This is a genomic window from Oligella sp. HMSC09E12 (assembly GCF_001808505.1).
In the GTDB taxonomy this organism is placed as follows: Bacteria; Pseudomonadota; Gammaproteobacteria; order Burkholderiales; family Burkholderiaceae_B; genus Oligella; species Oligella urethralis.
The window spans coordinates 1-22,870 of the sequence record NZ_KV793582.1 but is presented as its reverse complement, the minus strand read 5'-3'; the positions used below and the strand labels follow the sequence as shown (position 1 = coordinate 22,870).

21 protein-coding genes, 3 tRNA genes and 1 pseudogene are annotated in these 22,870 nt (G+C 46.9%); 12 read left to right on the top strand and 13 right to left on the bottom strand.

All coding sequences use genetic code 11. From position 1 onward, the window contains the following. The 3 genes and pseudogenes from HMPREF3179_RS12275 to HMPREF3179_RS06515 all read right to left on the bottom strand — a co-directional run. Positions 1–435: transposase (locus HMPREF3179_RS12275; protein WP_168160361.1), on the bottom strand; the 435-nt coding region annotated here is incomplete at its 3' end. Between the two features lie 184 nt (positions 436–619). Then, positions 620–2,638 (bottom strand): annotated as a pseudogene (locus HMPREF3179_RS06520) (BCCT family transporter). A gap of 187 nt (positions 2,639–2,825) precedes the next feature. Next, positions 2,826–2,899: transfer RNA gene (locus HMPREF3179_RS06515), tRNA-Cys, on the bottom strand. A gap of 146 nt (positions 2,900–3,045) precedes the next feature. On the opposite strand from HMPREF3179_RS06515, the gene HMPREF3179_RS06510 reads away from it, so the two are divergent. Beyond that, a complete protein-coding gene (locus tag HMPREF3179_RS06510; RefSeq protein ID WP_070470169.1) occupies positions 3,046–3,306 on the top strand; it encodes a hypothetical protein in 261 nt (86 codons plus the stop codon). Between the two features lie 137 nt (positions 3,307–3,443). On the opposite strand, the gene HMPREF3179_RS06505 is transcribed toward HMPREF3179_RS06510, so the two are convergent. The 6 genes from HMPREF3179_RS06505 to HMPREF3179_RS06480 form a co-directional block, all read right to left on the bottom strand. Continuing rightward, positions 3,444–4,745 carry an NAD(P)/FAD-dependent oxidoreductase gene (locus HMPREF3179_RS06505; RefSeq protein ID WP_018025702.1) on the bottom strand — a complete coding sequence of 434 codons (1,302 nt, stop codon included), beginning with the start codon at positions 4,743–4,745 and terminating at the stop codon, positions 3,444–3,446. Continuing rightward, entirely contained in the window at positions 4,745–5,095 is a 351-nt protein-coding gene (locus tag HMPREF3179_RS06500) for a c-type cytochrome (RefSeq protein WP_018025703.1), read from the bottom strand. Before HMPREF3179_RS06500 ends, HMPREF3179_RS06505 begins: the two co-directional genes overlap by 1 nt. 22 nt (positions 5,096–5,117) lie before the next feature. Beyond that, a complete protein-coding gene (gene soxZ, locus HMPREF3179_RS06495) occupies positions 5,118–5,447 on the bottom strand; it encodes a thiosulfate oxidation carrier complex protein SoxZ (RefSeq protein WP_083290708.1) in 330 nt (109 codons plus the stop codon). Between the two features lie 14 nt (positions 5,448–5,461). Further along, the gene (locus tag HMPREF3179_RS06490; RefSeq protein WP_053087536.1) at positions 5,462–6,004 is read right to left on the bottom strand and encodes a thiosulfate oxidation carrier protein SoxY; all 543 of its coding nucleotides are present in this window, start codon (positions 6,002–6,004) and stop codon (positions 5,462–5,464) included. A 99-nt stretch (positions 6,005–6,103) separates the two neighbouring features. Beyond that, entirely contained in the window at positions 6,104–7,432 is a 1,329-nt protein-coding gene (locus HMPREF3179_RS06485; protein WP_018025706.1) for an FAD-dependent oxidoreductase, read from the bottom strand. A gap of 306 nt (positions 7,433–7,738) precedes the next feature. Next, positions 7,739–7,814: transfer RNA gene (locus HMPREF3179_RS06480), tRNA-Gly, on the bottom strand. 254 nt (positions 7,815–8,068) lie between these two features. On the opposite strand from HMPREF3179_RS06480, the gene murB reads away from it, so the two are divergent. Then, positions 8,069–9,121 carry a UDP-N-acetylmuramate dehydrogenase gene (gene murB, locus HMPREF3179_RS06475; protein WP_070470166.1) on the top strand — a complete coding sequence of 351 codons (1,053 nt, stop codon included), beginning with the start codon at positions 8,069–8,071 and terminating at the stop codon, positions 9,119–9,121. On the opposite strand, the gene dapB is transcribed toward murB, so the two are convergent. Both dapB and HMPREF3179_RS06465 read right to left on the bottom strand, forming a co-directional pair. Next, positions 9,122–9,910 (bottom strand): 4-hydroxy-tetrahydrodipicolinate reductase, encoded by a 789-nt coding sequence (gene dapB / locus HMPREF3179_RS06470; protein ID WP_018025708.1) that lies wholly within the window; start codon positions 9,908–9,910, stop codon positions 9,122–9,124. A gap of 31 nt (positions 9,911–9,941) precedes the next feature. Further along, positions 9,942–10,454, bottom strand: coding sequence for an outer membrane protein assembly factor BamE (locus HMPREF3179_RS06465; RefSeq protein WP_018025709.1), 513 nt, complete (start codon positions 10,452–10,454; stop codon positions 9,942–9,944). Positions 10,455–10,804: 350 nt separating this feature from the next. On the opposite strand from HMPREF3179_RS06465, the gene fur reads away from it, so the two are divergent. Further along, positions 10,805–11,227, top strand: coding sequence for a ferric iron uptake transcriptional regulator (gene fur, locus HMPREF3179_RS06460; protein ID WP_018025710.1), 423 nt, complete (start codon positions 10,805–10,807; stop codon positions 11,225–11,227). An 88-nt stretch (positions 11,228–11,315) separates the two neighbouring features. Here the strand turns inward: fur and recN are convergent, their stop codons facing one another. Both recN and HMPREF3179_RS06450 read right to left on the bottom strand, forming a co-directional pair. After that, positions 11,316–12,956, bottom strand: coding sequence for a DNA repair protein RecN (gene recN / locus HMPREF3179_RS06455; protein ID WP_018025711.1), 1,641 nt, complete (start codon positions 12,954–12,956; stop codon positions 11,316–11,318). Between the two features lie 14 nt (positions 12,957–12,970). Then, on the bottom strand, positions 12,971–13,855 hold the full coding sequence (locus HMPREF3179_RS06450; protein ID WP_070470163.1) for an NAD kinase: 885 nt from the start codon (positions 13,853–13,855) through the stop codon (positions 12,971–12,973). A gap of 112 nt (positions 13,856–13,967) precedes the next feature. On the opposite strand from HMPREF3179_RS06450, the gene HMPREF3179_RS06445 reads away from it, so the two are divergent. The 9 genes from HMPREF3179_RS06445 (at position 13,968) to HMPREF3179_RS06405 (ending at position 22,846) form a co-directional block, all read left to right on the top strand. After that, positions 13,968–15,098, top strand: a complete 1,131-nt coding sequence (locus HMPREF3179_RS06445; protein ID WP_070470160.1) for an HrcA family transcriptional regulator — start codon at positions 13,968–13,970, stop codon at positions 15,096–15,098. Between the two features lie 53 nt (positions 15,099–15,151). Continuing rightward, positions 15,152–16,168: a ferrochelatase gene (gene hemH, locus HMPREF3179_RS06440; RefSeq protein WP_070470157.1), complete on the top strand. Its 1,017-nt coding sequence runs from the start codon at positions 15,152–15,154 to the stop codon at positions 16,166–16,168. A gap of 155 nt (positions 16,169–16,323) precedes the next feature. Further along, positions 16,324–16,920 (top strand): nucleotide exchange factor GrpE, encoded by a 597-nt coding sequence (grpE, locus tag HMPREF3179_RS06435; protein WP_018025715.1) that lies wholly within the window; start codon positions 16,324–16,326, stop codon positions 16,918–16,920. An 89-nt stretch (positions 16,921–17,009) separates the two neighbouring features. Then, a complete protein-coding gene (gene dnaK / locus HMPREF3179_RS06430) occupies positions 17,010–18,935 on the top strand; it encodes a molecular chaperone DnaK (RefSeq protein ID WP_018025716.1) in 1,926 nt (641 codons plus the stop codon). Between the two features lie 86 nt (positions 18,936–19,021). After that, the gene (dnaJ, locus tag HMPREF3179_RS06425) at positions 19,022–20,140 is read left to right on the top strand and encodes a molecular chaperone DnaJ (protein ID WP_018025717.1); all 1,119 of its coding nucleotides are present in this window, start codon (positions 19,022–19,024) and stop codon (positions 20,138–20,140) included. Positions 20,141–20,216: 76 nt separating this feature from the next. Beyond that, positions 20,217–21,206, top strand: coding sequence for an NAD(P)H-quinone oxidoreductase (locus tag HMPREF3179_RS06420; RefSeq protein WP_070470210.1), 990 nt, complete (start codon positions 20,217–20,219; stop codon positions 21,204–21,206). Between the two features lie 105 nt (positions 21,207–21,311). Beyond that, the gene (tpiA, locus tag HMPREF3179_RS06415; protein WP_256388369.1) at positions 21,312–22,073 is read left to right on the top strand and encodes a triose-phosphate isomerase; all 762 of its coding nucleotides are present in this window, start codon (positions 21,312–21,314) and stop codon (positions 22,071–22,073) included. A 90-nt stretch (positions 22,074–22,163) separates the two neighbouring features. After that, positions 22,164–22,604 carry a preprotein translocase subunit SecG gene (gene secG, locus HMPREF3179_RS06410; protein WP_036558623.1) on the top strand — a complete coding sequence of 147 codons (441 nt, stop codon included), beginning with the start codon at positions 22,164–22,166 and terminating at the stop codon, positions 22,602–22,604. 157 nt (positions 22,605–22,761) lie between these two features. Then, positions 22,762–22,846: transfer RNA gene (locus HMPREF3179_RS06405), tRNA-Leu, on the top strand. Positions 22,847–22,870: the final 24 nt, after the last annotated feature.

Here is a 22,870-nt window from a genome sequence, read left to right as displayed (position 1 = left end):
TAAGGCGGCTGTTTCAGCCAAGGCCTTCTCCTTACGTCGTAGTTCGCGTTCCAATTGCTGTGTCTTGCGGCGCTCTGCAGCCAAGGTTGCTTTGCTGACTGGCACCTCGTCTAAGTCTATTTCCTCAAAGGCGGCTTGCCAAGCAGCTAGCTGCTCCGGATACAAACCGTGCTCGCGACAATAAGCAGAGCGTTCAATTTCATTCATGGCGGCTGTCTGCATGAGTGCAGTCAACTTGGCTTTACTGGACCACTTACCGGTGTGCGTTTTCTTCGTGGACACGATAACTCCTTGTGCAATTAACTGCCTTTTCCACTTGTACAAGGTATTCACATGAAGACCACTTTCATGGCTCAAGTCTGCCATACGTTGATTATGAGGAGGCAATGATTTTCGGATGAGTTGTTCTTTAAACTCAGGACTATGAACTGCCATTATAAGCTCCTATCCGCCACCCTAAATGGGTTAAAAGTAAAAATTAAATGATCGGACAACTAGTGTGACATAGGGGGATTACCTAATGCAGCGCCTCTTCCCACGAGATTATTATCGTACTCGTTGGACAAAAAAATAGGCTGAAGTGGTTAGCTTCAGCCTATTAATTACTCAGTGTCTAGGACTAAGTGTTGGGAACTTCCTCAGTCGGTACTTCTTCGTTATCGTACACCATATGAATAAAGTGGCGATGACGTTCGTACTGGTCGAGGATATCAGCGATAATGCTTTCTTCGCTCCAGCCCATGATGTCATAGTCTTGACCACCTTCTTTGAGGTAGACTTCCGCACGATAATAAATCGTCTTATCTGTGCGCTTAGACTCACTGGTGGTTAAGTTCGGACGGTTCTCCGCAATAGGACGTACGCTGTAGACGAAGTTTTGGTACTCACCATGGTGCTTAACCTCTAGAGTCCAGCCTTCAGAGTCGCCGGCCTCAGAAAGATCTTGTCTGACCTCAGTTTCAAAGCCTAAGCTAGCTAATTCCTCAGTCACTGACTTCATCGCAGGCGCAACCTGTAAGTTAATAAAGCGAACCACATGTGATTGCTCAGGCAGCACGACCATATTACGTAAGCGCTTTTGCCAATCTTGATCTTGTGGCATATGCTGCCCACGAGCAATGGTTTCAAAGCGAATACGACGCTTCGTCGCTTCTGTTCTTAAGGCCTTGATTAAGCCATAAATTGCCAGTAGCAAAATAACGGAGAATGGCAATGCACTTGCAATAGTCGCTGTTTGTAATGCTTGTAAGCCATCGGCTAGTAATAAAGCAATCGCCACAACGCCAGTTAAGCTTGACCAGAAAATACGCTGCCATACAGGAGATGGTGCATTATCCTTAGATGATAAAAGGTCTAGTACAAGTGCACCAGAGTCAGCAGAAGTGACGAAGAAGATAATTACCATCAGCAAGGCTACCACTGAGGTAATAGTGCTGAGCGGCATATATTCTAGGAAGACAAAGAGAGCTTGCGTCACATCATTTTGAACAATCTCTCCAAAGTCAGTCATACCTTCCGCGAGAATGTAGAAAATACTCGTATCACCAAAAGTAGTCATCCAGAATAAGGTAAAGCCCGACGGCACCAGTAACACACCCATAACAAACTGACGGATTGTGCGACCACGTGAAATACGGGCAATAAATAGGCCGACGAAAGGCGACCATGAAATCCACCAACCCCAGTAGAATAACGTCCAACCACCGATCCAATCAGTCGGCTCATAGGCGTATAACTTAAAGGTTGTGGGAACAAGGTCAGCTAGGTAAATACCGGTATTTTCCACAAAGGTTTTGAAAATAAGAACGGTAGGACCTAAGATCAGAACAAATAGTAGTAATAAAGCGGCTAGGATAAGATTAGCTTCCGAGAGAAACTTAATCCCTCGGTCTAGGCCACTCGCTACTGAGATGGTTGCTAAACCACAGGCAACAACGATGAGCACAATCTGCACCTGGGTGCCTACGGGCATATTAAAGAGGTAATTCAGACCACTATTAATTTGAGAGACCCCAAAACCTAAGGTAGTGGCAATACCGAAAACTGTACCAAGTACAGCAAAAATGTCGACCGCCTTACCGATAGGACCATAAATCTTATCACCTATCATCGGGTATAAGGCCGAGCTCAATTTAAGTGGCAGTTCGTGACGATAGCAGAAGAAAGCCAAAACGAGACCGACAATGGCATAAATCGACCATGCGTGAAGACCTCAATGGAAGTAGGTAATGTTCATCGCATTACGTGCAGCATCGACTGTGCCGCCTTCACCAATCGGCGGACTTAAAAAATGCATAACCGGCTCAGCCACACCAAAGAACATCAGGCCAATACCCATCCCCGTAGAGAAGAGCATCGCAAACCAAGCAAAATCCTTATATTCAGGTGTCGCATGATCGGGACCTAGTTTAATATCGCCAAAACGACTAATGGCTACTAAGACCGTAGTGATTAAGATAATCGCAACTGCTAGGATATAGAACCAACTAACGTGTTCTAGAATCCAAGCTTGAGTGTTATTGAAGACGCTTTGAGTGAATTCAGGCTGAAAGATTGCCGATGCTACGATAATTAATATGAGAATAGCAGCGGTAAAAAAGACGGGAGGGTTGATACTTGAGTTTTTTAAAAAATTCATGCCTCTATCGTTGTGTTGATGAATAACACGATTGAGTGTAACAAAGATAGGAACATAATGCAAAGTTAGTTACAAGTTAGGAGCTTGGGGCAGTTCTATAGTGATAATGCCCTTTACGCCCATCAAGTTGCCCAGAAAGCAAAAAGCCCTTGTAAAATCAAAGTCTTACAAGGGCTTAAATAGGGCTTGGAGGCGCGAAGCGGAATCGAACCGCTCTAGATGGATTTGCAATCCACTGCATAACCACTTTGCTATCGCGCCAACCTAAGCAGTAAATGATAGCACAACTAGTAAATAATGCAAGCTTAAAATCGTTTTTGCGAGAATAAACTCTCAGCTATAAGGCCATTGCAAGAAAAAATAGTTGTAGTAAAATCAATCAGTGATTTTAATGTCGGAGAGAAGCGGTGAAGTTTTTCAGCACAGTGGCTAGGTTTGTCTTAGTAGGTAGCTTGGTAAGTTTAGCAGCTTGTGGTGGCAGGCAGACACCCACCTATGGTGGCAGCGCTGCGCCTAAAGCAGATAACCGTTGTCTATTATCACCAAGTAGTTGCCGTAAGGCTCCACCCCGTTATGAACGTGGTGAGCGCGCTTATGCAGAACAGGCAGCGGCTGATTTGAATCGTCAACAGGCGGCGCGATTAAAGGCTGCAGGCTGGTTCCGTTAGTCTCCATCTTCGGCGGCTCAAAGTCCATGTGAACAGTCGCCCCACAAATGACACTAAGCCTTATTTAGATTATTCTAAATAAGGCTTAATACTTTCCCAGCTCGCCATCGGAAAGAGTGATCTAAATGGCGTACAGTCTAGGCGAATTTCGTGCCCCAGATATCATAGCAAATCGCTTCATACCAATTCGCGCCGTAGTCGGCTTCACGCTTTCTAAAGTCAGCATCACCATCCATCGGGCTAACACCACCCGAACGCTCAACCATTTTACCGTCAAGCGCTGTATAGGCACCAGCCACAGAAATCCCGTAATCCGGTGCGATTAAACTGTAGCAGGTATTCGCATAGTGAGCTTGCGTCGCTTCCTTGCCAGCCAGATCTGCCACAATAGCAGCAGCGGCCACTTTAGCTTGTGTATTGGCAGAAAAGCCTGATTTAGGCATTGGTGCGGCAATGGTTGCGTCACCCACCACATAAATCCCTGGTATTAAGGTAGATTCAAAGGTATTAGGATTAATCGGTGCCCACAGGCTCTCATTAGTTACGCCTGCTTGTTGAGCGATTAAGCCGGCTTGTTGTGGTGGAATCACATTTAACACATCGGCCTTAATCACGTCACCAAACTCAGTTTCAGCCACTAGCGCCTTAGCATCAATGCGAGTCACTTTACCACCTAAGGATAGGGGTATGCGCTCAATAATATCAGCATAAAATGTATTCCAACCCTGTTCAAACAAAGCCTGTTTGGAGAAGTTTTCCTGTGCGTCGAGGATAATTAATTTGGTCTTGGGTTTATGGTGTTTTAAATAATGGGCCACCATACTGGCTCTTTCGTACGGGCCCGGCGGGCAGCGGAAAGGGGCTTCTGGTACTACCATGACGAAGTTTCCATCGTCCGGCATCGCCTCTAACTGCTTTTTTAAAAGTACCGTTTGTGCACCCGCTTTCCAAGCATGTGGCGCTCGTTCGGCGGCAGCTTCATCATAGCCTTCAAGCGCATTCCAACGGAAATCAATCCCAGGGGATAATAGCAAGCGATCATAGGAAATGTCATTGTCGCTCTGGAGCCTTACGGTCTTTTTATCCGCATCAATTGCAGTCACATAATCATGAATCACGTCAATGTCAAAGGCCTTTAACTGATCGTAACTATGCGCAATTTGTTCCATACTTCTAAGTCCGCCTAAGACCAAATTGCTGAAAGGGCAGGTGTAGAAGGTTTTGGAAGGCTCGATTAAGGTGACTTTAATGCTTGGATTAAAGCGCTTCACATAGCGTGCGGCAGTTGCGCCACCAAAACCGCCGCCGACAATAACCACATGAGCAGAGGCATTAGCGGCAATGGCTGGAAAAGCGCTAATCGCCGCACCGGCCGCACTAAACTGGGCTACTTGACTAAGCCATTGACGGCGAGATAAATTAATTTTTTTGCTCATCATTACTGTGCCACCTTCATCTTAGCAACTGCCTCAGCAATTGCTTTTAGTTCATCTTCATTAAAAGCACCTATTAACCGATTCATAATGGTGGTGTTAGGTGGAAGCGTTTCTTGTTGAAAAGCCACCAATAACTGGTAGTTTGTTTCAGCAGAATGATTAAAAATATTAGGGATCGCCATGCGCTCAGCCGAGGCTTGCGTGCCATTGGCATGATGGCAGTTTAAACAACTATGAGCCAAAGCGGTGGCATCAAAGAGTGGCGTTGCAGCGTGGTCTTGAGCATGGGCTAGACTGAGTCCAGCCACCGTCGTTAGCAAAAAGGCGACGAGCTTGAGGGAGGAGAATTTCATAGATAAACCTTTAAGGAATAAATCAACTAAGCGTAATGTCAGTTTCGCTGGTGATTATCTGCTGCTCATCATCTTCCCAGCGCATGAAGAGTTTGCCGGAATTTTTGGCAACAAAGGTAAATTCAAGGAAGGGGTTTTGTGCAATCGCTGTTTCCGGCGCCCATTCCAATAATAATTCACCATTAAAGGTGGCCGTAAACTTATTAACAATATTGCGCGGAATGGCTTTGCCCTCGCTATTTAGCCTCAGGCCCGTTTCCATGCGGTGCACAATGACTGCCCGTACACGCACCATTTCCCCCTCGGCGGGCGTGGCATTACTGAGCCAAATTCGTGGCTTTTGTTCTATCATCAGGCTCTCCTAAGTTACATGCCGCAGGCACCGGCAACGACCGTCACATAACGTCTGGCGCTCAGTATACGACCGTCATTCATGCGTGCTAAAGCACGGATATATTGCGCATCAATCAGGCGTGTTCTGAAGCTCACTTCCGTGGTGCCTGCGAGTGGTGTAAATTTAAAACGACAAGCAAGTGGAATCGGGTTACCCTCGGTAATAAAGATCAGCTCTTCACAATAATTGCTTTCACTCATCTCCTCATCTAACACGGCTTTTATCGGGATACTGGAGGGGTTGCTCGCTAGAGGGTCCATGATCATACGTAAACCCTCGTCGATCACTTTTTTGTCGCCGACAAAGTTGTCAATTAATGCTTGCACCTCAGCCATCGAGGCACCTTGCAACGCCTCCTCTTGAGCGACAGGGGCAGGTGCCGAGCCGCTTTGAGCCTGGGCAGTTCGTGTTAATAAGCTTAAACCTGAGATAATCCCGCCGCTATAAAGCGCGGTGCCCAAGGCCGTCATTGATAGTATGCGTAAAAACTCACGTCTTTCGTGTTTTCTGGCCATGAATAAAAAACCTTGATACTTGTCTGGGTGAGTAAGTGCACAGCCCTAGTAGTAAAGAAGGGCAGTGCAACTTATAAGATGGCGTAGAAAAAGTTGGACTTATAAGAAATCGTCGAACTTGCTTTTAATCCACTTAAAGTCTTCTTCTACAAAGTCAGGGGTTCTGACATCCATATCGATTTGAGTTTGAATCACCTTGCCGCTAGCATCTAATTCATACTCGAAGATAACGGCAATTGCTTCACGTGGCTCCGCATTAACCAGCATATAGCAGAGGTTGTCGGGTAGTACCGGTACGACCTCTTGACCTTTAACGCGTTCATAGATGTTTTGTGCCACAATCTTGGCCAGCGCATTTGCTACGTGACCGCTCTTAGGATAGTAGCCGAATTGATCAGAGATAAAGCCGACGGAGTCTCCAATCACATAGACGTCCTCATCGCTATTTGCGGTAAATAAGCGTGGATGCGTATCGGCCCAATCACCGAGTTTACCGTCTTTGTCTTTAACGATTAAATCAGCGTACCAAACCATATCAGAGGCCTGATGTGGCGGCATTAATACCGCATCATCAAAGCTAAATTCACCGGCGGCGGTGACGATTTTCTTATTATATGGATCCACTTCTTTAACCACGGCATTCGGCACGTGCTGGATAATATCCGGATAAAGCTCTTCGAAAGCCATTTTGTAGCCCTCGGTAATCGGTGCGATCACTGGCTTAGGATCTAAGATAATAATCTTGGCGGGGATATTATGCTTTTTAAAGTACCACGCCATTAAGCAGGCACGCTCGTAGGGCGATGGTGGGCAGCGGTGTGGTGGTGGCGGTAAGGTCATGACAATGGTGCCACCTTTAAAGTTTTTGACCTTTTCCTTCAGCGTCAACATCTCCTGGTTGGGGATGTAGGCGTTAGGGAAGTGTTTGCGGGTAAATTCGGCAGCCTCTCTGTCTTCGCCGAACCAAGCTTCGTAATTATTGCGAATACCACCAGCTAAAATTAGGTAGTCGTAATCAATGGCGCCTCTGGCTGTGCGGACAATTTTCTTGTCGCGTTCAAAACCAGTCACCTCAACATTGATAAGTGTGTAATCGTATTTATTGGCGACGCCAATCATATCGTGATTAACAAAATCAGTATTAACCACATCAATTAGCCACTTGTTGCTCATGGGACCGGACCAGAAGGTCGGGTTTTTCTCTAAGAGAATCACATCAGCTTCAGGTAGTTTCTGCTTTAGATAGCGTGCCGCGGTCAAACCACCCCAGCCACCACCGCAAATTACGATGCGTGGACCCTTGCCACGGCGTGCTAATAGGGTCGAGTTGCTGTGAATGGCTAAGGGAGCCGCAATGGCTTTATTAGGTAAAACAAGGGAGCCTAACGCCAAGGCAGGCGGTGTCAGTAAAAAACTTCTTCTTTTCATGATAAGTGCCTCGAGTCATAACATGACATACGGGTAAAAAGCAGGAGCTCGGCTATCAAGGCCGAACCAGGTTAATTATAAAGTATCCTCTTTAAGAGTCAAGAATGCCTTTATAGATAGGCATTATATCTTTTTTTTGCATTTTTTATAAGCGTCTTGGAACTTATCCATTGTCACTCGTGGTCATGAGGATGTGATGCTTAGTGTGATGAGCAGGGCAGGGAGGTAAAATGCCAATACCACAAAGCAATGATCAGGCGTAGGCAGAAAAGCAAAAACCCGGTCAAGTGACCGGGTTTTTAAATCTGGAGCGGGAAACGAGTCTCGAACTCGCGACCTCAACCTTGGCAAGGTTGCGCTCTACCAACTGAGCTATTCCCGCATTTGTTTTAATCGTTTTGCTAATCAGTGATTAGTAAAGATTAAAATTATATATGGTGTTTTTAAGCTTGTCAACAGTTTTTTTAGTTTGTTGTAAAAAATTTACTTAAAAACTTTTTTTGTGACTTGATTACTACAAAAAGCCTAAAACATCATCGAAGCGACTTTGAATTAGTCAGGTGCTTTTGAAAAAGCTAAGTCATCAATCAAGCTAAGATATAATCTTAGCATTAAGAAATTAGTCATGTCAAAAAAATGTTATCTACATCAATTGCCTCATCTATCACCTCTCAGCAGGATTTAAGCCGTTTTAATACCTTTGCTTTGTCATCTAAAGCAAAGCAATATATTGATTTAAAAGAAAAAAAACAGTTATTGCCACTTGCTGAGTATCTGCATGAGCAGGCTTTATTAGCGCAAGTTTTTATTTTAGGTGGTGGTAGTAATGTTGTTTTAGCGCCACAAATAGATTGTTTTGTTGTGCATAACCAACTAAAAGGGATTGAGTTACTTGCAGAAGAAGCAGATTATTTTTTAATTAAAGCGGCTGCCGGTGAGCTTTGGCATGATTTTGTACAGTACTGCTTGGATCAGGGTTGGCATGGTTTAGAAAATCTTGCCCTGATACCGGGCACGGTGGGTGCAGCCCCGGTACAAAATATTGGAGCCTATGGTAGGGAGCTTAAGGATTTTTGTTACGAGGTTGAGGTCTTTGATTTTGCAATAAAGCAGTTTGCTACCTTAAGTAATGCGCAGTGTTGTTTTAGCTACAGGGATAGTTATTTTAAGCAGGGTGGACGTGGTTTATTAATTGTTTCTGTGACCTTTAAATTACCGCGTCCATGGCAGGCACAATTAAATTACCCTGATTTAAAGCCGCTCTTAGATGAAGTGGATAATGCCTGCCTTGATAGGATCACCGCTGCGCAGGTGTTTAATCAGGTTTGTGCTGTACGTCGCTTTAAATTGCCCGATCCAGCAGAAATCGGTAATGCAGGTAGTTTTTTTAAAAACCCTATCGTTGATGCTCAATGCCATCATGACTTAAAGGCGCAATACCCCACGATGCCATCTTATGAACAGGCTGATGGTCGTTATAAATTAGCGGCTGGTTGGTTAATTGATCAATGCGCTTGGAAGGGTAGAGCCTTGGGGCGTGCGGCGGTACATCAGCGACAGGCCTTGGTGCTCGTCAATGGTGGCGGCGCCACGGCTGAGGATATTGCGCAATTAGCGGATAAAATAAAAGCGGACGTGTGGGATAAATTTAACGTCCACTTGGAGCCTGAGCCTACCTTTGTGGTCTAGCTAGACCATCAGGTCGCGCATACTGTAGAAGCCCTTATTCTTGTCCCTAAGGAAGAGGGCAGCTTGTATACTGCCAGAGGCATAGATGGTGCGGTTAGTTGCCTTGTGTGTGAGCTCAATCCGCTCGCCTGGACCTGCAAAGCTTACCGTATGGTCACCAATCACATCGCCCCCGCGAAATACGCTAAAGCCAATCCGGCCTTTTTCACGTACGCCCGTCACGCCGTGACGTGCCCAATCGGCAATCTTATCTAGATCACGCCCCTTGGCTTGCGCCACCACCTCAGCCATTTTAAGGGCTGTACCTGAGGGGGCATCGACCTTGTTGCGGTGGTGAGCTTCAAAGACTTCAACATCGTAGTCGTCATTGAAAAGTTGCGCTGCTTTTTCTAAAAGTAAATAAAGCGCATTGACGCCAATACTCATATTGGGTGAAAAAAGAATAGCAATCTCGCTTGCGGCCGCTTCCAGCGTAGCTAATTGCTCGGCGCTAAAGCCCGTGGTGCCGATGACCATCTTAACCCCATGGCTTTGACATGCTGTAAGGTGATTAAGTGTACCCTCTGGTCGAGTAAAATCAATGAGACAATCAGCATGTGCGAGCACGGATAAATCGCTACTGATGGTTACGCCAGACTTCATACCAAGAAAGTCCGCCGCATCGCGCCCCTCTTCATCAGCGCCCGGCAGACAAAGTGCGGCAGCAAGGCTTAACTCAGGATGATTAATAACTGCTTCAACGAGCATGCGACCCATCCGACCATTGGCACCGGCAACTGCAATACGCATAAAAAATCCTATAACAATAAATTAATCAAATCTACTCTGCTAGCGGCGTCGTTTGAAAACCATCCTCTGTGGCTGCTGCGCTAGCATCAAACTCGGGGTTCTCAGGTGTGGCAGAAATACTTGAGCGCTGTGTCTCAAAATCGGCTGGCTGACCTTCAGGTAGGGGATCATGCGCCCAGCGCTCTAATAAGTCATTTTCATCGAACCATAAAGAAAGGTTGCGATGTACTGGCTTACCATAACCCGGCTTATAGTGATATGGGTAGTCCCAACGATTAGGGTGGAAGATGTCCACCAGAGTAGGCGTACCGAGTGCATATAGAACTTGGTCTTTAGTAAAGCCCTGGCGTAAATAGGATACCTGCTCCGCAGTTACCCAGTTACCCTGTTGTGTCGGTGCTCGATAGGGGAAGCCCCACTTGCCCGATGAGCAGCCGACTAAGGTCACGAGGGCTGCAACGGCTATCAGCTTTGCAATACCGGCGCTACCCGATTTGATCGCTACGCCTGATGGTGAGACCTTGTTATTGGCAACTTGATTCATAAGCATACTCTGTAAAATAATTTAAGCTGAAAAAAAGATTATCGCTGACCATGTATATTAACGTTTAATTCTAGCATAAGCACTAAATCACAAATTACTCTAGGGATAGCGCAAATAGATTTTTATTTAGCTAAGTGGCGCTTAGCTCATAGCGTTTATTTATAGAAAATTCTGATTAGATCGTTTTTAGCTGATAGCTTTTATCTATAGATTCGAGTTTCATTGTGTTAAAATGGGGCGTTGCAAGTTTACTAATCGTATTTATTCATTTTTTAAGCGCTTTACTGTCGTCTTATTTTTTAATTGCATTATGATCGACAGAGTGATGACTGTTAATTTTGGGGGTATACATGAGTGAATCACAGGCCTTACAAAGCATGGGTTTAAAAGCGACCTATCCTCGCTTAAAGATTTTAGAAATTTTCCAACGTCCTGATGCCGGTCATTTAAGTGCAGAGGATGTATACCGTATATTGCTTAATGAAAATACTGAGATCGGTTTAGCCACGGTATATCGTGTGCTAACGCAGTTTGAAGAAGCGGGTATTTTAACTAAGCATCAGTTTGATAATGGTCGTGCGGTCTATGAAATTGATGATGGTAGTCATCATGACCATTTGGTTTGTTCCGTTTGCAAGACAGTGGTTGAGTTTGTTGATGAGGCCATTGAGGAGCGTCAACATATCATCGCTCAAAAGTATGATTTTGTCTTAGAGAGCCATGCCTTAGTGCTTTACGGTATTTGCAGTCAATGTGCAAAGAAAATTCGCTAATGGCGTGACTTAGCAGCTTACAAATCATCGCCCCTGATAGCGTTTGCAGATTTGCTCAGCTATCAGGGGTTTATTTTTTGCTAAAGGCTTAGTGCTTAAGCATCTCTGCGGCATGTTTTAATGTGGTCTCGGAGATATTGAGGCCGCCCAGCATCCTGGCGACTTCATGTATACGCTGCTGCTCGTTGAGTGGCTTGATGCTCGAGCGGGTGGTGCCGTCTTGCTCCTCTTTACTAACCTCAAAGTGATGGTGTGCACAAGCGGCGACTTGAGCCAAATGCGTAACACAAAGTACCTGATGATCACTGCCTAATTGTCTAAGTAAACGACCGACAATTTCAGCGACACCGCCACCAATACCCGTATCCACCTCATCAAAAATAAGCGTAGGTACCTGACCCGCTTTATTGGCAATGACCGAGAGGGCAAGGGATATGCGTGCTAACTCACCCCCAGAGGCGATTTTATTTAAGGGGCGCGGCGTGGTGCCAGCGTGACCAGCCACATTAAACTGCACTTGATCAATGCCGTGAATAGAGGGTGCGGCGGGTTGTAGTGCAACCTCAAAGCGACCACCTTGCATCGCAAGCGTTTGCATGACCTCAGTCACCATCTTAGAAAGTGTGGCGGCCGTTTTTTGACGTTCAGCGGATAGCTCCTCGGCTAACTGCATATAGGCCTGCTTATTTTGTGCAACCAGTTCCTGCAAGGCATCGACGTTAAGACCGAACTCCAACTCGGCTAAGCGGCTTTCTAAATCACTTAAGACAAGGTGCAATGACTCTGGTGGGCTATTAAACTTTTTGGCGGCATCAAACAATTGACGCATACGGCGCTCGGTTTCTTCTAGGCGTTGAGGATCGAGTTCCACCTCATCCAAAAAGCGATTTAAATCGTGCGTGGCCTCTACACAGCAAATACGTGCCGCGTCTAAGCTTTCAGCGATCGGGGCTAAACTCGAATCATGGCTTGAAAGCTGCTGGATCTTTTGTAGGCAGCGATTAAGCATGGTGATAATGCTTTGCTCCTCGCCGTCAAGCTGCTCCACCACCGCACCCGCACCTTCTAATAGCGCAGCGGCATTGGAGAGGCGATTAAAGGATTGGTCAATCTGCTCCCACTCATCGGCTTGAGGCTTAAGATTGCTTAGCTCTTGAACTTGCCATTGCAAATGCTCTTGCTCTAATTTGCGTTGCTGCTCGTGCTTTAAAAAATCATCTAATTTTTGTTGATTTTCCTGCCAAATACGCCAACGTTCAGCTAATGAGGTTAATAATCCGCCAAGCTGTGCATGGGCATCAAGTAATTGCCGTTGAGCTGTGTTTTGAAGTAGGCTCTGGTGCTGATGCTGTCCATGAATATCGACCAGCATCTCACCTAGTGCCTTAAGTTGCGACAAGGTGCAAGGGCTATCATTAATAAAGGCACGGCTCTTGGCTTGTTGCGTGATAATACGGCGTAAGATCAACTCCTCATCACGGAAACCATTGGCTTTTAGCCAGTCGGCAACGGCCGGACTGGGATCAAAAACGGCACTGATTTCAGTGCGCTCACAGCCCTCGCGAATCACACCCACATCGGTGCGACCACCCAGTGCCAGGCTCAGGGCATCAATTAAAATTGATTTACCGGCGCCGGTCTCACCGGAAAACACAGTAAAACCGTCCTCAAAATGTAGATCGGTTTTTTCGACGATAACAAAATCACGAATATGTAGGGAGCTAAGCATAGGAGAATGATCGTTTAGTTGGTAGGCATGACATTCCAATTCATCTTATGGCGTAGGGTGCCAAAGAAACTATAGCCGATGGGATGTAAAAAAGTCATCTTATGCTGGGCTTTTTTGACCACCACCTTGTCGCCTATATGCAAATTAATCCAGGTTTGCATATCAAAATGTACACTTGCACCGTAACCACCACGGCTAATATCCTGTAGGGTGAGGGTTAAGACACCGTTATCCGGTACCACAATCGGGCGTGCCGAGAGTGTTTGTGGCGCCACGGGTACCAGTAAAAAGGCCTCCAGCGCTGGGTGCATAATCGGTCCGTTGGCGCTGAGTGAGTAGGCGGTTGAGCCGGTCGGGGTTGATACAATGAGGCCGTCTGCGCGCTGCTTATACATCAAATCGTCGTCATACAGCACCTCGATTTCGATCATGCCGCCGTAGCCGGAGCGATTTAGCACCACGTCATTAATCGCCAGATCACTGGTTAGCACTGCCTCATCACGGATCACTTCCCCACTGAGAAGGCTGCGACTTTCTTTAGAAAACTTACCATCAAGTACCGCCTCCAGCGCTTCGGTCGCATTTTCCATGGGGATATCGGTAATAAATCCCAAACGACCGTGGTTAATGCCAAGAATGGGGATGTTGTAGGGTGAAAGCTTGCGACCGACACCGAGTACCGTACCGTCACCACCCATCACCACCGCTAAATCCACCTTGCCACCCATCTCTGAGGCTTCGATAGCAGGATATTCCTTGACCCCGGTGTGTATGGCCGTGTCTTTGTCAAGGACGACGGATAATCCGGCATGCTTGAGAATCTCAGCCATCCTGCGTAAGGGGGTGTCCATACCCGAGTCCTGATACCGACCAAATAAAGCCACCGTTGAAAAATGCATAAGTAGACCCAACTAGTAAATATATAATGAATTTTACATCATACCCAAAAGCTTTAATATAAGTGCAACCGCCCCATTATCAAAGCAAAAATACACCGTTTCTGAATTAATCATGTTAGATGAGCGCGCACACGCTTTATTGCAAGCGATTGTTGAACGATATATACAAGAGGGCTCCCCTGTGGGCTCCAAATCCCTGTCTTCTTTATTTTCCTTGTCGCCAGCGACCATTCGCAGTGTGATGGGTGAGTTGGAGAGTGTGGGTTTGATTCATAGCCCGCACACCTCCGCTGGGCGTGTGCCTACGCCTAAGGGCTATCGTTTATTTGTGGATCATCTACTTTCCTCGAATGCGGATAAGTTTAATCAGGACTTTAATTTGGAGCAGGACTTTAGTCAGGCGTTGTTGCAGGACCTTTTTTGTGAAATAAAAATCGACTCGGGTCGGGATGTGGCCAAAGAGCCTTTTATGACTCAGGGTGCAGCGACAGACCTTGCCGCTAGTTTGGTGCATGCCTTTGACGGTGTGGATCCAAAAACGGCCTTTAGTACAGCCGTTGATATGGTCTCTGAATTAACAAAGTTTGCCGGTGTGGTGATGATCCCGCAACCCTCACAGGTGGTGAAGCACATTGATTTTATACAGCTCTCAAAGACGCGTGTGTTGTTGGTGATTGTGACACCTGAGGGTGATGTGCAAAATCGCATTTTCTATGTGGATAAAGAGTACCAGAGCTCGGAGCTGCAATATGCGGCCAATTACTTTAATCAGCATTTTTCGGGCAAATCCTTTGCTGAGGTGCTGACGGCACTGAGTAGTGAGTTAAATCAATTGCAAAGCGATATTAGCCATCTGATGCGGGCGGCGTTTGAGGGTAGCGTACAAGCCAAGGAGGAGTCAGAGTCGGTGCATATCCGCGGCGAGCATCGTTTGTTAGGTGTCAGTGATTTAACCGCTGATATGGATAGATTACGCCAGCTATTTCAACTCTTTGAGGAAAAAACAGAGCTTTATCAATTGATGGATGTGTCTAGTCGTTCCCAAGGTGTGCAAATCTTTATCGGCGGTGATTCGCAATTGCTGCCGATGGGGGATATGTCGGTGATTGCAGCACCCTATCAGCTTAATGGTAAAATCATCGGGGCCTTGGGCGTTATTGGTCCAAGTCGCATGGTATATCAACGGGTTATTACCATTGTTGATGTAACTGCTAAATTATTGTCTAAAGCGGTCAGTCGCTAGTATTAAGTTTTTTAAGCTGATTATTTTAAGCTTGAAGTTTGTTGAGAGTAGGTATGAATCAAGCAAGCGCACAAACCAAGCCAATTGGGGTGTTACTGGTGAATCTGGGCACCCCTAAGGAGCCCACACCCGCTGCGGTCAAGGCTTATTTGGATGAGTTTTTATCCGATCCGAAGGTCGTGGAATTGCCACCATGGTTATGGCAACCCTTATTGAAGTTTGTGATTACACCACGTCGCTCCAAGCCCGTGGCAGCGAATTATCAATTAATCTGGATGCCGCAGGGCTCACCGCTCTATGTTCACACCAAAGCACAGGCTGATAAGTTGCAGCAGCGTTTATCCGCTGCGCGCCAAGCAGAGCAAGCGCCAGTGTTAGTAGACTTTGCCATGCGTTATGGTGAGCCACGGCTGAATGAAAGATTAGATGCCTTGCGTGCTCAGGGCTGTGAAAACATCTTGGTGGTGCCGATGTATCCGCAGTTTTCAGGTAGTACCACTGGTACCATTTTGGACTATCTCGGGCGTTACAATGCCAACTTGCGCGACCCGGTTAATTTTCGTGCCATCAAGCATTACACCGACTACCCCCGCTATATTGAGGTCTTAGCGCGCAGTATTGAGAATTATTGGTCGCAGCATGGTAAAGCGGAGCATTTATTACTGAGTTTTCATGGTTTGCCGCAGGCCATGGTGGATAAGGGCGATCCCTATTGGGACCATTGCCATTTAACGGCAGCGTTGTTGCGTGAGGCCTTACAAGCGCAGGGGGTACCCTTGGCAGTGAGTTTTCAAAGTCGCTTTGGCAAGGCCAAGTGGATTGGTCCCAGCACAGAAGAAACGGTTAGAAAATGCGCCCAAGCGGGTATCAAAAAACTTGATGTGATTTGCCCTGGGTTTAGTGTGGATTGCTTAGAGACCCTAGAAGAAATTGCCATGGGCTGTAAGGAAATCTTTGAACAAGAGGAAGGAGGCGAGGCGCTACGCTATATCCCATGCCTGAATGCCGAGGACGACTGGATGCATGCCTTGCAATCGTTGGTAGAAACGAACCTCCAAGGGTGGCGTTAAGCGCTTTAGCGCAAAAAGATTCACTTGATACCTTGAAAAAGGGCTAAGTCATACCATATACAAAGTATATTCGGTTGCAAAGTGACGCCGGGCCTAGTAGGGCGACTTGTCGTGACTTTGCTTTTTGTTATTTATATTATTTCAGGAATGCTTTTATGACTGATAAGAACCAAGAGCAAGAGCAGCCTCAAACAACGGCTGAGCACCTCGTGAGTGAGGAGGAGTTAAGTCAAGCTGAGCCCATTACGGAAGAGGAATTGGCGGAGAGCTTGGGCGTTGAGACTGAGGAAGCGAGTGAGGATTTAGGCGCGATGGTGACTGAGCTGCAAAGCGAGGTCGCACGCTTACATGATGAGCTGTTAAGAGCCCGTGCTGAGGTTGAAAATATTCGCCGTCGCAGTGAGGAAGAGGTGTCTAAAGCACGTAAGTTCTCATTAAAGTCCTTTGCTGAGAGCTTGATACCGGTACGTGATAGCTTAGAAGCTGCGTTAGCGCATGAGCAGCAATCTACTGAGAGCTACAAAGAGGGTACTGAGACCACCTTGCGTCAATTAACTCAAGCCTTTGAGCGCAATAGCTTAAAAGAAGTGGCGCCTGCCGTGGGTGATGTGTTTGATCCTAATGTGCATCAGGCCATTTCATCAGTCAGTGATCCAAACCATGCGGCCAATACCATTGTGCAAGTATTGCAAAAGGGCTATTGCCTCTCCGAGCGCGTGGTACGTCCGGCGCTCGTTGTGGTTGCGGTATAAAAATTTATAAAAAATCTCTTGAAATACAAATTTTCAACCCTATCTTGTTTAGGTCAGAAATTAAATTGTTTTCGTAAGGAAAATTACATATGTCTAAAATTATTGGTATTGACTTAGGTACTACCAACAGCTGCGTCTCATTATTAGACGGTAAGCAAATCAAGATTATCGAAAATGCAGAGGGCGGTCGTACGATGCCATCCGTCGTGGCTTACTTACAAGACGGTGAGATTTTAGTCGGTGCACCGGCCAAGCGTCAGGCAGTGACTAATCCTAAAAATACACTTTACGCAATTAAGCGTTTAATCGGTCGTCGTTTTGATGATGCCGAGGTACAAAAAGACATCCAAATCACCCCTTACCAAATCGTTAAGGCGGACAATGGTGACGCCTGGGTTGAGGTCAATGGCAAGAAAATGGCACCGCCACAGGTGTCTGCTGAGGTACTTCGCAAGATGAAGGAAACGGCCGAAGCTTTCTTGGGTGAGCCGGTAACTGAAGCGGTGATTACCGTACCTGCCTACTTTAACGACAGTCAGCGCCAAGCCACTCAGGACGCTGGTCGTATTGCGGGTCTGGAAGTTAAGCGTATTATTAACGAGCCAACTGCGGCAGCCTTAGCCTTTGGTATGGACAAGGTAGACGCAGGCGATCGTAAGATTGCGGTGTTTGACTTAGGTGGTGGTACCTTTGACGTGTCAATCATTGAGATTGCCGACGTTGATGGTGATAAGCAGTTCGAAGTACTTTCGACTAACGGTGACACCTTCCTAGGTGGTGAGGACTTTGACCAGCGTATTATTGAGTACATCATCGATGAGTTCAAAAAGGAACAGGGCGTTGATTTATCTAAAGACGTATTGGCATTACAGCGCCTAAAAGAGGCGGCTGAAAAGGCTAAGATTGAGCTTTCTTCAACCACTCAAACTGACGTTAACTTACCGTACGTGACGGCTGATGCTTCAGGTCCTAAGCACTTGAATATCCGCTTAACACGTGCCAAGTTAGAGGCTTTAGTTGAGGACTTGGTTGAGCGTACGCTTGAGCCTTGCCGTGTGGCGATTAAGGATGCTGGTATTAAGCTCTCTGAAATCGACGACGTGATCTTGGTTGGTGGTATGACTCGTATGCCAGCCGTTCAGGAAAAGGTGAAGGAGTTCTTTGGTAAGGATCCGCGTAAGGATGTGAATCCAGATGAAGCAGTAGCACAGGGTGCAGCCCTACAGGGTTCCGTCTTATCGGGTGATCGCACTGACGTTCTTTTATTAGACGTTACGCCATTATCCTTAGGTATTGAAACCTTGGGCGGTGTGATGACTAAGATGATTGAGAAAAACACAACCATCCCAACGCGTCACCAGCAAACTTTCTCAACTGCGGATGATAACCAGCCTGCGGTTACCATTAAGGTGTACCAAGGTGAGCGTGAGATCGCATCTGGTAATAAGCTCTTAGGTGAGTTTAACCTAGAGGGTATCCCGCCAGCACCGCGTGGTTTACCTCAGATTGAAGTAACCTTTGATATTGACGCTAACGGTGTGTTACACGTTTCAGCGAAGGATAAGGGTACTGGTAAGGAAAATCAGGTGACCATTAAGGCCAACTCCGGTTTATCGGATGAGGAAGTTGAGCGCATGATTAAAGACGCGGAGGCCAATGCCGAAGAGGATAAGCGCACCGCTGAATTAGTCAGTGCACGTAACCAGGCAGACGTTTTAGTGCACAGCACTCGCAAGTCTTTACAGGAGTACGGCGACAAGCTAGAGGCTTCTGAAAAAGAAGCGATTGAGAGCGCTATCAAGGACTTGGAAGAAGCGATCAAGGGTGACGATAAGGCTGCCATTGATGCGAAGACTGAGGCCCTAGGCGTTGCTTCTCAAAAGCTTGGCGAAAAGATGTACGCTGATATGCAAGCGCAAGCGGCGGCTCAACAGGGCGCAGCGGGTGCGGATGCTCAGCCACAGGACGAGAATGTCGTCGACGCTGACTTCAAAGAAGTAAAGCGTGAAGACTAAGTAGTCTTGGCTTAAGAAAATGCTCCCAGCACGGTTCTTTCCTTGCGGGAGCATTTTGTTTGTAAAAATACAAAGGTTAAATTCAAATGGCAAAAGCTGATTATTATGAATCCTTAGGCCTCGGTAAAAACGCAACGGAAGACGAGATTAAAAAGGCCTTCCGTAAACTCGCCATGAAGTACCACCCCGATCGTACCCAAGGGGATAAGGCGGCAGAAGAAAAGTTTAAAACGATCAAAGAGGCCTACGATGTGCTTTCCGACCCGGAAAAGAAGGCAGCCTACGATCGTTTTGGTCATGCCGGCGTTGATCCGAATGCAATGGGCGGTGGTGCAGGTTTTGATGACTTGGGTGATATTTTTGGCGGTATTTTTGGCGATATCTTCGGTCAGAGTGGTGCCCGTCAAAGCGGTCCGCGGGTAAGTCGCGGTGCGGATTTGCGTTATCGCATGGAGATTACGCTTGAACAGGCGGCTGCAGGCTATAAGACCGAGATCCGTGTACCGAGTTGGGAAATTTGTGAGACCTGTCACGGTAGCGGCGCCAAAGAGGGTACTGAGCCGACCACATGTAGTATGTGTCATGGTAGCGGGACCATGAATGTGCGTCAAGGCATTTTCCATATGCAGCAGACGTGTCCTAAATGTCACGGTTCTGGCAAGGAGATTAAGGATCCTTGTAAAACATGTGACGGTGTGGGTCGCGTACGCAAGCATAAAACCTTGGCCGTGGACATTCCTGCTGGTATTGACAGCGGCATGCGTGTACGCTCTGCTGGCAATGGCGAACCGGGCGAAAATGGCGGCCCTCCGGGTGATTTATACATTGATGTATTGATTAAACCGCATGATATCTTTACCCGTGATGGCGATGATTTGCATTGCGAAGTTCCGCTGTCTTTTGTTACCGCGGCACTGGGTGGTACGCTAACCGTTCCAACCCTTAACGGTAAGGGCGAGATTAAAATCCCTGAAGGCACACAAACTTCCAAGGTATTCCGCCTACGTGGCAAGGGTATTAAGGGTGTTCGCGCTGGTTACCCGGGCGATTTATATTGTCATGTGGTGGTTGAAACCCCGGTGCGTCTAAGTGATGAGCAAAAAGACTTACTCAAGAAGTTTGCTGATTCTGTGGAAAAAGATGCAGATAAGCATTCGCCGCAAAATAAGTCTTGGGGCGATCGCTTAAGAAATTTTTTCAATTAATGATTCAATAAATCAAAAGCCTCTTTTGTATACTAAGCAAAAGAGGCTTTTCTTATCAATGAAGGAGTGGCTAATGATGAAAGCGATTGAGATTAAGGGAGCGGGTGGTCCTGAGGTATTGCACGTGTGCGAGCGCGAAAAACCATCACTCAAGGCTGGTGAGGTGTTAATTCGAGTCAAGGCGGCCGGTATTAATCGCCCCGATGTGGCGCAACGTCAAGGTAGCTATCCTCCTCCTAAGGGCGCTTCCGATCTGTCTGGTTTAGAGGTAGCAGGGGTGAATGTTGAGGGTGATCTGAGCGGCACGAATCTCAACATCGGTGATGCGGTCTGTGCCTTAACACCGGGTGGCGGTTATGCAGAATATGTCGCAACGCCCGCCGCACATTGCCTACCCATTCCGCAGGGCTTAAGCATGGTTGAGGCCGCTGGCTTACCCGAGACTTACTTTACGGTGTGGGTGAATGTCTTTGACCGCGCGGGCTTAGCTGAGGGCGAAACTTTACTGGTTCATGGGGGCGCCAGCGGTATTGGTACGACAGCGATTCAAATCGCTAAGGCAATGGGTCATACGGTGTATGCAACGGCAGGTTCAGATGAGCGCGTGCAAGCGATTGAAGCCTTGGGTTGTGATAAGGGCATTAACTATAAAACTCAGGACTTTGTTGATGTGATTGCTGAACTGACAAATAAGCGAGGCGTGGATGTTATCCTGGATATGGTCGCCGGTGATTATATTAGTAAAAATATCCGTTGCTTGGCGGAAGATGGTCGTTTATCAATGATTGCGATTATGGGTGGTCGCATGGGTGAGCTAGATGCGGCACGGATTGTGTTTAAACGACTGACCGTCACTGGCTCTAGTCTCAGACCGCGGAGCGATGAATATAAGGCAAAAATTGCCCGTGCGCTGCAAGAAAAGGTCTGGCCATTGATTGAGGCAGGGAAGATTAAGCCGGTGGTGCATGCGGTACTTGATTATCAAGAGATTCGCCAAGCGCATGAAATGATGGATGCGGGTGAGCAAATCGGTAAAATTATCATCACTTTTCCGGACAGCGAATAGATTTTCAAGCTATAATTACGGGTTATCTTGGAATACTGAATTACTAATTCATTAATAGTGACTGTGACTGATCATCATCTTAATGCGCTTGCCACCACGCCCCAAATCCTTAGGGATGGTCGAGGCGGTCGATTAATTCTTGGCAACTGGAAAATGCACGGTAGTATTAAAGAAAACCGTGAGTTAATGCGTCGATTATTAGAGGGGGCGGAGGCGCTACCTGCCGCTGTGGCGTTAGGTGTCTGTGTGCCGTTTCCCTATTTGGCCCAAGCCAGAGAGTTGCTCTACGCCAGTGATATTAGCTGGGGCGCGCAGGATGTGAGTTGTCATGCGCAGGGCGCCTATACAGGTGAGGTTTCGGCGCAAATGCTATGCGATTTTGGCGCCACTTGGGTGTTGGTTGGTCATTCGGAGCGTCGCACCATGCACGGTGAGACCAGCGCACAGGTTGCCGAAAAGGCACAAAAAGCACTTAAGCGTGGTTTGACGCCGGTCGTCTGTGTGGGGGAATCCTATAAAGCGCATGAGGATGGTGCTGCTTTGGAGGTGATCCGTGAGCAGCTTAAACCAATCTTAGCCTTAGGTGCTGAGCAGGTATCAAAGATGGTCATTGCCTATGAGCCGATCTGGGCCATTGGTACAGGACTGACAGCGACACCCGAGCAGGCGCAGACAGTGCATGCCTATATTCGTTCCCTGCTAGAGGCAATTGGGGTGTCAGAACTATTTATTTTATACGGTGGTAGTGTAAAGCCGGATAATGCTGCCAGTTTATTTGCCATGCCAGATATTAATGGTGCCTTAGTCGGTGGTGCATCACTGGATGCCAAGGATTTTTTAGCGATTGCTAACGCTGGCTTAAAGTAGTATCCAGCTGCGGTTTTGCATGTCGTGTTATTTGTTTTTAATTTTTAAAGTTTCGAGCTAATTGCTCTTATTCCTTCGTTGGAGTTTTTAATGCCGTCATTTATTTTTCCAGTATTGATTGTGGTGCAAGTAATTGCTGCTTTTGCCGTGATTGTTCTCGTCATGTTGCAACAGGGCAAGGGCGCTGATATGGGTTCGGCGTTTGGTAGTGGTTCTGCAGGTAGTATTTTCGGTTCTGCCGGTGCCTCAAACTTTTTCTCTCGCATGACCAAGTGGGCTGCCATCATCTTCTTTATTTGTACTTTAGGTTTAGCCTATATTGGTAGCACCTCAATGGCACCGACGCAATCCTCGGGTGGCACTGATGCTGGCTTGATGGAGCAGTACAATGAGCTTCCGGTCGCTCCAGGCGCTAGTGGTGCCAGTGTACCTGCAACGCCAGATGCGACGGATAGTGCTGTTCCAGCAGCACCATCCATGGCTACGCCGGTAGCGCCAGCAACAGAAAACACGACTCCAGCTACTGAGTAGTCGCCGTTAATAATGGTGTGTGGTTTTTTTGCTGATCACGCGCTTTTAAGCAGGTAGATTTTGGGTGATGGCGGAAATTAAGCCTTGCGGAATCGCCAAAGCCATGATAGAATCTACCTCTTTATCGCAAGATAAAAATTCAATCATCTACATAATTGCTCACGTGGTGGAATTGGTAGACACGCTACCTTGAGGTGGTAGTGGCGAGAGCCTTGGGAGTTCAAGTCTCCCCGTGAGCACCATCTATTTTAATCTGTTTTGCCTAT

Coding starts and splice junctions, on each gene's coding strand:
- HMPREF3179_RS06505 (WP_018025702.1), bottom strand. CDS start 4,745: ATGATGAGCAAAAAAATTAATTTATCTCGCCGTCAATGGCTTAGTCAA.
- HMPREF3179_RS06500 (WP_018025703.1), bottom strand. CDS start 5,095: ATGAAATTCTCCTCCCTCAAGCTCGTCGCCTTTTTGCTAACGACGGTG.
- soxZ (WP_083290708.1), bottom strand. CDS start 5,447: ATGATAGAACAAAAGCCACGAATTTGGCTCAGTAATGCCACGCCCGCC.
- HMPREF3179_RS06490 (WP_053087536.1), bottom strand. CDS start 6,004: ATGGCCAGAAAACACGAAAGACGTGAGTTTTTACGCATACTATCAATG.
- HMPREF3179_RS06485 (WP_018025706.1), bottom strand. CDS start 7,432: ATGAAAAGAAGAAGTTTTTTACTGACACCGCCTGCCTTGGCGTTAGGC.
- murB (WP_070470166.1), top strand. CDS start 8,069: ATGTTATCTACATCAATTGCCTCATCTATCACCTCTCAGCAGGATTTA.
- dapB (WP_018025708.1), bottom strand. CDS start 9,910: ATGCGTATTGCAGTTGCCGGTGCCAATGGTCGGATGGGTCGCATGCTC.
- HMPREF3179_RS06465 (WP_018025709.1), bottom strand. CDS start 10,454: ATGAATCAAGTTGCCAATAACAAGGTCTCACCATCAGGCGTAGCGATC.
- fur (WP_018025710.1), top strand. CDS start 10,805: ATGAGTGAATCACAGGCCTTACAAAGCATGGGTTTAAAAGCGACCTAT.
- recN (WP_018025711.1), bottom strand. CDS start 12,956: ATGCTTAGCTCCCTACATATTCGTGATTTTGTTATCGTCGAAAAAACC.
- HMPREF3179_RS06450 (WP_070470163.1), bottom strand. CDS start 13,855: ATGCATTTTTCAACGGTGGCTTTATTTGGTCGGTATCAGGACTCGGGT.
- HMPREF3179_RS06445 (WP_070470160.1), top strand. CDS start 13,968: ATGTTAGATGAGCGCGCACACGCTTTATTGCAAGCGATTGTTGAACGA.
- hemH (WP_070470157.1), top strand. CDS start 15,152: ATGAATCAAGCAAGCGCACAAACCAAGCCAATTGGGGTGTTACTGGTG.
- grpE (WP_018025715.1), top strand. CDS start 16,324: ATGACTGATAAGAACCAAGAGCAAGAGCAGCCTCAAACAACGGCTGAG.
- dnaK (WP_018025716.1), top strand. CDS start 17,010: ATGTCTAAAATTATTGGTATTGACTTAGGTACTACCAACAGCTGCGTC.
- dnaJ (WP_018025717.1), top strand. CDS start 19,022: ATGGCAAAAGCTGATTATTATGAATCCTTAGGCCTCGGTAAAAACGCA.
- HMPREF3179_RS06420 (WP_070470210.1), top strand. CDS start 20,217: ATGAAAGCGATTGAGATTAAGGGAGCGGGTGGTCCTGAGGTATTGCAC.
- secG (WP_036558623.1), top strand. CDS start 22,164: ATGCCGTCATTTATTTTTCCAGTATTGATTGTGGTGCAAGTAATTGCT.